Annotated in this window: 8 protein-coding genes; 5 read left to right on the top strand and 3 right to left on the bottom strand. The window is 38.5% G+C overall.

What is annotated here, in order from left to right; all coding sequences use genetic code 11:
- Positions 1-216 precede the first annotated feature (216 nt).
- Positions 217-1206, top strand: a complete 990-nt coding sequence (gene rpoS / locus AACU98_RS13840; protein WP_004244343.1) for an RNA polymerase sigma factor RpoS — start codon at positions 217-219, stop codon at positions 1204-1206.
- A 65-nt stretch (positions 1207-1271) separates the two neighbouring features.
- Here rpoS and mutS read toward each other — a convergent pair whose 3' ends face one another.
- The gene (gene mutS, locus AACU98_RS13845; RefSeq protein ID WP_017627877.1) at positions 1272-3836 is read right to left on the bottom strand and encodes a DNA mismatch repair protein MutS; all 2565 of its coding nucleotides are present in this window, start codon (positions 3834-3836) and stop codon (positions 1272-1274) included.
- Between the two features lie 267 nt (positions 3837-4103).
- Between mutS and AACU98_RS13850 the strand changes: the two genes are divergently transcribed.
- From AACU98_RS13850 to AACU98_RS13860, 3 genes are all read left to right on the top strand, one after another.
- Positions 4104-4796: a hypothetical protein gene (locus AACU98_RS13850; RefSeq protein ID WP_124725174.1), complete on the top strand. Its 693-nt coding sequence runs from the start codon at positions 4104-4106 to the stop codon at positions 4794-4796.
- A gap of 230 nt (positions 4797-5026) precedes the next feature.
- A complete protein-coding gene (locus tag AACU98_RS13855; protein ID WP_124725173.1) occupies positions 5027-6592 on the top strand; it encodes an ATP-dependent nuclease in 1566 nt (521 codons plus the stop codon).
- On the top strand, positions 6577-7614 hold the full coding sequence (locus tag AACU98_RS13860; protein ID WP_115286961.1) for an AAA family ATPase: 1038 nt from the start codon (positions 6577-6579) through the stop codon (positions 7612-7614). Before AACU98_RS13855 ends, AACU98_RS13860 begins: the two co-directional genes overlap by 16 nt.
- Positions 7615-7759: 145 nt before the next feature.
- Here the strand turns inward: AACU98_RS13860 and AACU98_RS13865 are convergent, their stop codons facing one another.
- On the bottom strand, positions 7760-8872 hold the full coding sequence (locus AACU98_RS13865) for a DUF3800 domain-containing protein (RefSeq protein WP_115286960.1): 1113 nt from the start codon (positions 8870-8872) through the stop codon (positions 7760-7762).
- Between the two features lie 401 nt (positions 8873-9273).
- Here AACU98_RS13865 and AACU98_RS13870 point away from each other — a divergent pair, with 401 nt between their 5' ends.
- Complete coding sequence (locus tag AACU98_RS13870; RefSeq protein WP_017827512.1) at positions 9274-9438, top strand: hypothetical protein; 165 nt, start codon at positions 9274-9276, stop codon at positions 9436-9438.
- Between the two features lie 206 nt (positions 9439-9644).
- Here the strand turns inward: AACU98_RS13870 and AACU98_RS13875 are convergent, their stop codons facing one another.
- Positions 9645-10094, bottom strand: a complete 450-nt coding sequence (locus AACU98_RS13875) for an acetyltransferase (RefSeq protein ID WP_161734928.1) — start codon at positions 10092-10094, stop codon at positions 9645-9647.
- Between the last annotated feature and the right edge of the window lie 52 nt (positions 10095-10146).

Here is a 10146-nt window from a genome sequence, read left to right on the forward strand (position 1 = left end):
ATAATTGCTGTTAATAACTAATACTTATAGTTAATAAATATATTGAATAAACTATAAAGTAAATTAACAGTAAAACAGATTATGTTATTTTTTTATTTTGTAATTCGTTACAAGGGAAAATCAGTAAACCCGTTGTGTCGTGACACAGCGATAAACTGGTAAATCGATCTCATTAAGAGCGTCGTTTACCTAAATTATCAAGGGTAGGAGCAGCTGATGAGCCAAAGTACGCTAAGAGTAGACGAGTTATATACTGATGATATTGATGAGAACATGGAAGAGTTCGATGAAGCAGCCGCAACAAAAGAGGCTGAAAATGAATCTGACGCTCAAGATGAAATTGAACTCATTGAAGGAGTCAATCAGCGTGCGTTAGATGCAACTCAGCTCTATTTAGGAGAAATTGGCTATTCTCCATTGTTGAGTGCTGAAGAAGAAGTATTCTTTGCTCGTAGAGCGTTACGAGGTGATATCCCATCAAGACAACGGATGATAGAGAGTAATCTACGTTTAGTTGTTAAAATATCTCGCCGTTATACGAACCGAGGGTTAGCTCTTCTTGACTTAATTGAAGAAGGCAATTTAGGCCTTATTCGTGCTGTTGAAAAGTTTGATCCTGAAAAAGGATTTCGTTTTTCAACCTATGCCACATGGTGGATACGTCAAACTATTGAACGTGCCATTATGAACCAAACCCGCACTATTCGTCTCCCCATTCATATCGTTAAAGAACTCAATGTCTATTTAAGAACCGCAAGAGAATTAGCACATAAGCTCGATCATGAGCCAAGTGTTGAAGAAATTGCGCAAACGCTGGATAAACCCGTCGATGATGTCAGCAAAATGCTACGTTTAAATGAACGTATTTCTTCTGTTGATACACCGATTGGTGGGGATTCAGATAAAGCCTTACTAGATATTATTTCAGACGAAAATGAAGAAGGGCCAGAAGCAACCATTCAAAATAATAACCTCAAGGAAAATATCGTAAAATGGTTATTTGAATTAAATCCAAAACAGCGCGAAGTATTAGCGCGTCGCTTTGGATTACTGGGTTACGAGGCTGAAACATTAGAAGATGTTGGTCGAGAAATTGGTTTGACAAGAGAGCGGGTTCGTCAAATCCAAGTTGAGGGATTACGTCGTTTAAAAGATATTCTGCAAGGGCAAGGATTATGCATAGAGGCACTTTTTAAGATGAACTAGTTGCTTTAGGTGCCCAATGCGTTATCAAGCCGATTAGTTAAATTAACTAATCGGCTTTTCTTTTGTTATTTATTTAGCTCTTTTAAGTGATAGAGCAATTCCAACGCTTGTTTTGGTGTTAATGAATCCGGATCAATTTTATTTAATGCTAATTCAACTTCAGAAGGCTCAATATCTGCTAATAACATTAGTTGTGACGTTTCTACATGGCTTGCCCCTGAATGACCTGATAGGGTTTCCAACTCTTTTAATTTCTGCTTTGCACGGCGGATCACCTCTTTTGGCACACCGGCTAATGCCGCAACCGCTAAACCATAACTTTTACTGGCTGCACCTTCTTGAACACTGTGCATAAAGGCAATAGTTTCCCCATGCTCTACCGCATCTAAGTGAATATTGGCAGTGCCTTCTAGTTTTTCTGGCAGTGTCGTTAATTCAAAATAGTGTGTGGCAAAGAGTGTCATCGCTTTAATGCGATTCGCTAAATTTTCGGCACAAGCCCAAGCGAGAGAAAGCCCATCATAAGTAGAAGTGCCTCGGCCAATTTCATCCATTAACACTAAACTGTTTTCAGTGGCATTATGAAGAATATTTGCGGTTTCTGTCATTTCCACCATAAATGTTGAACGACCCGAAGCCAGATCGTCAGAGGCACCCACGCGGGTAAAAATACGATCAATTGGGCCTATTACCGCTTTTTCTGCGGGCACAAAACTACCAATATAAGCCAGTAGCGTAATTAATGCCGCTTGACGCATATAGGTACTTTTACCGCCCATATTAGGGCCGGTAATAATGAGTAGACGACGTTGAGGCGCGAGTTGTAGAGGGTTTGAGATAAATGGCTCACTCAGTACTTGTTCTACAACAGGGTGACGTCCACCAGTGATTTGAATACCTGTTTTTTCTGTTAATTCAGGGCGTGTATAATTGAGTGATTCTGCACGCTCAGCGAGATTAGCCAGAACATCGGTTTCAGCTAACGCTTCAGCACTGGTTTGTAAGGCGGTTAGATGAGGTAATAGTTTTTCGAAAAGCTCTTCGTAGAGCATTTTTTCAATTGCTAATGCTTTACCTTTAGAGGTTAATACCTTGTCTTCATACTCTTTTAGTTCAGGAATAATATAGCGTTCAGCATTTTTCAGTGTTTGACGACGCACATAGTGCATTGGGACTAAATTGCTTTGGCCACGACTGACTTGTATGTAGTAACCATGAACCCCATTAAAGCCAACCTTTAAGGTATCAATACCCCATTTTTCACGTTCACGAACTTCAAGCTTTTCAAGATAGTCACTCGCACCGTCAGCCAATGCTCGCCATTCATCTAATTCTGCATTATAACCAGGGGCTATCACACCCCCATCGCGTACTAATACGGGTGGTGTTTCAACAATGGCATTTTCCAGTAATTCACGCAACTCATCAAACTGGCTGATACGCTGCTGTAATTCTTTAATATAGGGCATATCCGCCTGATCAAGCACTTGGTGGATATCTTGATATTGTTGAAAGGCATGGCGCATACGTGATAAGTCACGAGGACGAGCGGATCGCAATGCTAAACGAGCAAGTACCCGCTCTAAATCACCCACCTGACGTAAAAAAGGCTGTAACTCAAAATAGAGGGGTTGTAAGGCGCTAATCGCATCTTGGCGTTTAATTAATTGTTCACGCTGGCGTAAAGGGGTGTGTATCCAACGTTTGAGCATACGGCTTCCCATTGGGGTCACGCACAGATCAAGTACAGATGCCAAGGTGTTATCACAACCGCCAGCAAGATTTTGGGTTAATTCTAAATTACGGCGAGTGGCTGCATCTAAGATAATGGTATCTTGCGGACGCTCCATGGTAATGCTACGAATATGAGGCAACGCAGTGCGTTGCGTATCTTTAACATATTGTAATAAGCAACCTGCAGCACAAAGTGCAAGTCGGGCATTTTCAACACCAAATCCAGTTAAATCGCGGGTTCCAAACTGTAAATTAAGTTGCTGTTTGGCGGTTTCACACTCAAACTCCCAAATTGGACGTCGGCGTAAACCTTGCTGACGCTCAATTAATGCCATTGACTCAAAGGTTTCTGGATAGAGTAGTTCTGCTGGGTGAGTGCGTTGCAGTTCAGCTGCCATACTTTCGCTATCCGGCATTTCAGTGACCCGAAAACGTCCAGAGGTGATATCTAAAGTGGCATAACCAAAAGCGCCATTTTTATCTTGCCAGATAGCGGCTAATAGATTGTCTTGGCGCTCTTCAAGTAGCGCTTCGTCCGTAACGGTGCCCGGTGTGACAATACGGATCACTTTACGCTCAACAGGGCCTTTGCTGGTGGCCGGATCACCAATTTGTTCACAGATGGCAACGGATTCCCCCAATTGCACTAATTTAGCCAGATAATTTTCAACCGCATGATGAGGAACGCCAGCCATAGGAATAGGTTGACCTGCCGACTGACCTCGTTTTGTTAATGAAATATCTAATAAGCGTGAGGCTTTTTTAGCATCATCAAAAAACAGTTCATAAAAGTCACCCATACGATAAAACAGTAAGATTTCTGGGTGCTCTGCCTTAAGCTTAAGATACTGCTGCATCATGGGGGTGTGGGATTCGAAATTTTGGCTGTCAGTCATGGTGTCGTCTTTCTTAACGTATTGAAGTTTATCTCGTTTGTGAGTGTTGGTTGTTAAACTCTATCTGGTTTTATTTCACAAACATAATACGGCATCATACCATAAGGTTTCAGTGTGTTGCTTTAATCATCTAAATATCTTTGCCAATAAAAGTATGAGTGATGGCTTATTTTTATGATGTTCTGTGAAAGTGTAGCGTTATTGTGTTAATGATCATGCAAAACGCTACTAATCGTTGAGTATCGACAAGCGTATAAAACCGCCAAAGTGGGGAGCCGTTCTTTTGAGATAGGTACAGGTTTTCAATATTTACCCAGCAAGATGAAATGGGCATGTTTAGCCAACGGGTACAATTATGATATTAAAGGCTGCCAGTTAGCTATCTTAGAGCAAGAATTCAATAAATATGGAATTAGCACTGATTCACTATCTGTATTAGAAACCGACTTTATCAAAGATACGCTAGGGGTAGATGATGCGCTCGTTAAAACTATCCGCTACGGCACTATATTTAATGCTGGAATAGTTAATTTTTCGCCTAAGGGGAATATGGTGAAAAAGCTAAAAAAGCTCTATTCCGACGATTATGTATCAGAAATGCTGAAACATTGGGAATTTAAAACAAAAGAACTTTGTGACAGTTTAAACCTGCTTCTTGACGAGTATCTAAAGACAGGAAAGAAAAATAGGTATGGGCTTTCTGTCGTGAATGCGGTTGGGCAGCCATTCAATACCACAAAGCGAAAAACAAAAAACGAGGAGTGGAAAGCGTGGCGTCGTGATGTGATGCTACGTAAGTATATGATCCAAGGCTTAGAGAGCAGGGCAGTTTATGATTATGTAAGCTCGCACGGCGATATCTGCACGCTAGAACATGATGGATTCGTGAGCTTACATGAGTTGCCGGATGGTGAATGGCTGCACCCGTATTTGGATATAGTGTTGAAGCATGGTTGCTAGTGGTGAATCGAAATTAAAATTAGTTTTTGGGGGGGCACTATCTCCATGGCACAGAATCATGCTTAATCAAGACACAGTTCTGTGGCATAAGCAGGAGTAGTTAACAATCATCAGTGTTGTTCAGCGGGGGATCAGCTATACCTCAAAACATGTTAGCAACAGCATTCTTATCACTATGAAGTCTATATAATATTCTAGCTAATAATTTAGATAGTAGGGTGAGTACTATAATGACACATATTTTGAAGGCAAAAATCAAAAACTTTAAGAAATTTCGAGAGTATGAGATTCATTTTGATCCCAAAAGAAATATTCTGGTTGGGGATAATGAAGCAGGAAAGAGCACTATATTGACGGCTATTGAACTTGTCTTGAGTGGTAGTAGAAGCAAGGTAGAGAGCTTGGGTATCGAAGCTTTGCTTAATGCCAGTGTTGTTTCAGAATTTCTAGCTGGTGAGAAGAATATAGACCGTCTTCCGAGTCTTCATATTGAGTTATTTCTAAACGAAGCAGATAACCCAGATCTCAACGGTAGAAATAATAGTGATGGAACTTATGCTGATGGGCTTCAATTGATCTGTGAGCCGAACGAAGAGTTAAGCACGGAGATACGGCAAGTTTTGGATACTGAAGGTGATAACTTTCCATTCGAATTTTACGTTGCCAAGTTTATTACATTCAATGGGGACGTATACTCGAATTATCGGAAATTTTTGCGCTTTTTATCTATTGATAGCACTCAAATTAACAACGAGTACGCAAACAGTCAGTATGTAAAAGCCATGTATGAAGCGACTGTAGAGCAACCTGTCCGTTACAGTCTAATGAATGAATATAGACAGCAAAAAAATGCCTTCAGGGATACTCAACTAAATGTGATTAATGATAATTTAGAGGGATACGATTTTGCTATTCGTTCTGGCTCAAAGTTCAATTTGGAAACTGACCTAACCCTAACAGAGGAAGGCATTCCAATTGAAAATCGTGGTAAAGGAAGACAGTGCTTTATAAAAACTGCGTTTGCATTGAGAGAGCGTGATGAAGGCAAGAGAATCGATGTCTTGTTACTAGAAGAACCTGAAAACCACCTTAGTCACACCAACATGTATAAGCTAATTGATCAGGTAGAAAAAGCTCATAGCAATCAGGTGATAATTACAACTCATAGTAGTCTAATTAGCTCTAGATTAGATTTAAGAAAGTCGATCTTACTGAATAGTGCAGCAACAAGACCTGCTAGCTTGACGGACCTCACGAGGGATACCGCTAAGTTTTTTGCAAAAGCTCCTAACCATAACATCTTAGAGCATGTCCTTTCTGAAAAAGTAATTCTTGTTGAGGGTGATGCGGAATATATTCTGATGGAATGCTTATACGAGCGAACTAAAGGTCATCCACCAAGCGAGGATGGGGTTCATATAATTTCAGTTGGTGGTACTAGCTTTAAACGATATATGGAAGTTTCTAAGTTATTGAATATTAGGACAGTGGTGATCCGTGATAATGATAGTGATTATCAGAAAAACTGTATAGATAATTATCATGATTACCAGGCAGATTGTATAACTGTATTCGCTGACAAAAATAACACAAGAACAACTTTTGAAATATGCATGTATCAAGACAATAAAGAAATCTGCGACGACTTATTTTCAGGCGGAGGGATCCAATTAACACCGCAACAGTATATGTTGAATAACAAAACAACCGCAGCATTTAGATTACTTGACGAGAAGGCAAATGAAATCACTGTACCTCCATACATTAGAGAGGCCATTGAATGGATAAGCGAGTAGTGCTAGCAGTTGCAGGAGCGGGAAAAACACAGCATATAATTGATAAATTAGACATAAATAGTCGTGCGCTGATTGTTACTTACACTGTAAATAATACTACTAACCTGAAGAAACGTATTTTAAACAAATTTGGGGTAATACCTAAAGGTATTCGTGTTTACACCTATTTTTCATTCCTAATGTCGTTCTGCGTGCGACCAATCATTGGTAACGACATAAAGATAAAGGGAATTAGCTATAGTGATCCGCCTAAATTTGCTAAACGCAACACTCATGCACATTACATAAGTCAAGGAGACCGACTTTACCATAACCGCATTTCGAAGATGATGATGGATTGTGATGGAATATCTGACATCTCCAAGCGTATTGAAAAGTATTTTGATTTCTTCTGCGTAGATGAAGTTCAAGATTTCGCAGCTAATGATTTTAATTTACTTTGTCAGTTGTCGATAATGGATGTGGAGATATTATTCGTTGGTGACTTTTTCCAACATACTTTTGATACTAGCAGAGATGGTAATATTCAAAAAAACTTACATAACAACTATGAAATATATCTTACCAAGCTCAAAGATTCTGGATACACAATCGACTTAGATACACTCTCCCACAGCTATAGATGTAGCCCTACAGTTTGTAGGTTTGTTACCGAACAAATTGGCATCACAATAAGCTCCCATCGACAAGATGAGGTCAGTATTGCCCTAATTGACGATAATGAGCATATTAAGAGACTATTCTCCGACGACTCCATCGTTAAATTGTTTTTTAAAGAAAGCTACAAGTATCTTGGAAGGACTGATAATTGGGGAAATACAAAAGGCTTGGATGATTTCGCTGACATTTGCATAGTTCTAAACCCAACCACATTCACAGCCTATAAAAAAGGACGGTTGGCTACGTTGGCACCCTCGACGTTAAATAAGCTATACGTAGCTTGTACAAGAGCTAAAGGTAATGTGTATTTTGTTTCACAACGCTTGTTAGACGAGTATAAATGTAAACCAAGAATACAGTAAGATGCCTAGCCTGTGCCCCCGCGGGTTTACATAAAACGCTTGAACCAGTGTGTCGCTGTTGCATCCACCGGTTGAACTCACAGCTCAAACCTAACCTTTGAAAACTATTTGAGGGCACTTTAGTGCAAAAAGTAGTTTTTAACCTTTATAATTTTACACCATGTAAGAACAAGTTATTTCTTCGCCGCTCTCCCTCACTGCTAACTACATTAAAAAATCCTCTGCTTACATCATCAGAAATATCAACAATGCGTTTTAATGCGGAAAGAGTCTTAAATTGCTGACTAGTTAAATTTACCTTATCAAGCGCTAATTGTTCATCATTTACATCTTTTAAGTAAGAAAAATACTTACCCAAAAATCCGGCGATAACGTCAGATAGTTGAATAGCCTCTGAGTTGTGGGATTTAACGAACTCATGATTATGTATTGGCATATCATTGTCAGTTAACGGGAAATTTTTAACATCACCTTGAATGCTTTTTTCTTCATCAAAGATATGAATGGAATTTTTAAATAAAAATAAGTTTCTTAAATAAAACACCATAAAGCTATCGATCAGTTCTCGACCATGAGATCCCGATATAAACGGTAGATCTTCGACTTTCAGTGATTCTTTAACCAAATTTTCGAGTACACTAGCTTGAACATTTGGCAGCATACAACTGTACATGCATGTAAAATCAATAAGCCATCTGCAAAACACATGAATTTTTTCTTCTGGAATATCTGGGTAGTTAAACTCATATAGAGCATTAAGGAAAACTGCAGAATTGCTATTAGCAAGCTCATAGAAATCGCTCTTAAGTGACATGTGATTCACAATATAAAAAGGATGATGTAACTCATCAATAATAGAATCAATAATATCAATAACAGACCAGTATACGATATTAAGATTAAAATAATGGATGTAGAATTTATTTTCGATGAGCCAGTTTAGAATAATTAAAATCTTATCAGATTTAAGCATATTCAAAAAACTACCCTTAGCAACATGCTTGAGCTTTAGCTCATGGGTGCTTTTTTGAAGATTAAGCATCTGAAATAGGGTCGAATAATCACAGCTAGTGTTTCGCCCTTTATGCAGAATGCCTGCAAGGATAAAATTATCTGCTTTGTTAACATTAAAGCCAGAATCTTTTAAATATAATTTTCGGATATTATTCGTCTCATCATAATAAAATGTATAGACTTCATCAGTATTTTGAAGACCATTATGCTCGATGAGCATCTCTCTAAGTTTATTGACATCCATTTCATTCCCCTTTATGCAATTTTTGAAAGAAGGTCTACTTCAGTAATCACCATATAAATCACTAAATTTTAGATAAGTTATACCTGCATATGACAAGTTATCATAACTTTACTTTGTATGTTGTAATTGGTGGATTTTTCCATGATCATTAACAGCTATGATACAAGACAATGTTAGGGTATAAATATTAACTAGAGATTGTGGTAGGTTTTTAAATATCCCTAAATAGTTTAGAAATACCTGCAGTAGATTGCGAACAGGTTTTAGGCTAGCCTAATAGCTCAATGTAGGCGGAAATGAAATAACATAGCACTATAAAATTTTTAACTAGAAAGTGATCTACATTGAATATAAAACAACGATAATAAAATGCACTATCGCCCGTTTGAAGCGAGACTAGTATGAAAAAGAACGAATTAGTTCAAGCAACAAGACCAACTCGTACTCAACTTATTCGTTCGGTAGCAACCTCTACGGCGATTGAAACAGGGCAGGAGTCCCGTCGCCTTGAAGAAGAAATGAAAGTGAAGCGTGAGAAGTTTGGGCATTTGAAACTTGCTACTTAGTTATCTTAGGCTCATATTTGTGTAGGATATCTATTTCGCTAGATACGCTTTCTTTTATTGAGTATTGAGCAAGTTACTTCGCTATTCCCCTGCAGAGGTAAACATAAAGCCACTTTTACTAATATTCATCGTGTGTAAGTAATAAGCATAAAGGTATTTCTCTATTCTAGAGTTATAGCAATCTATATACGTACAAGCTTGTAAAACTAAAGGGTGATCGTCTTAGCTCTACTTAGATGCAATAATGGGTACGCTCTTCCTTGATTATCCAACTCCGAACGTCCAGATATTTGAAAGCCCATATGCTGATAAAAACCGACGGCTTGCTGATTTTGTTCATTGACATCAACGCTTAAATTAGGATGAAGAGCTAATGCGTGTGATATTAACTGTTTTCCGATACCTAACCCGCGAGCCGATGCATCGATAAAAAGCGCCTCTAGATGATCGTCATGTAAAAACATAAAGCCGAGTGGGCGATCTTCTTGATTAGTAGCAACCCATACCGGTGTTTCGGAAAAAAAACCGATAACTTCTTTTTCAATCTCTTGGCGATCGTCAGCTGTCAGAAAGTCATGTGTAGCATCGACTGAATTTTTCCAGATTTGTATGATTTCTGGTGCTTCTGAGGGGCGTGATATTCTAATTTTTAACATTTTTTACCTTTAGATAGACCTATTATATTAAAATAAACTTATACTAATGATA

The sequence above is a fragment of the Proteus sp. G4380 genome, from assembly GCF_963885725.1.
Taxonomy (GTDB): Bacteria; Pseudomonadota; Gammaproteobacteria; order Enterobacterales; family Enterobacteriaceae; genus Proteus; species Proteus mirabilis.

Bases quoted from the DNA above. Each gene is read 5' to 3' on its own strand.
- rpoS (WP_004244343.1), top strand. From the start codon at position 217: ATGAGCCAAAGTACGCTAAGAGTAGACGAGTTATATACTGATGATATT.
- mutS (WP_017627877.1), bottom strand. From the start codon at position 3,836: ATGACTGACAGCCAAAATTTCGAATCCCACACCCCCATGATGCAGCAG.
- AACU98_RS13855 (WP_124725173.1), top strand. From the start codon at position 5,027: ATGACACATATTTTGAAGGCAAAAATCAAAAACTTTAAGAAATTTCGA.
- AACU98_RS13860 (WP_115286961.1), top strand. From the start codon at position 6,577: ATGGATAAGCGAGTAGTGCTAGCAGTTGCAGGAGCGGGAAAAACACAG.
- AACU98_RS13865 (WP_115286960.1), bottom strand. From the start codon at position 8,872: ATGGATGTCAATAAACTTAGAGAGATGCTCATCGAGCATAATGGTCTT.
- AACU98_RS13870 (WP_017827512.1), top strand. From the start codon at position 9,274: ATGAAAAAGAACGAATTAGTTCAAGCAACAAGACCAACTCGTACTCAA.
- AACU98_RS13875 (WP_161734928.1), bottom strand. From the start codon at position 10,094: ATGTTAAAAATTAGAATATCACGCCCCTCAGAAGCACCAGAAATCATA.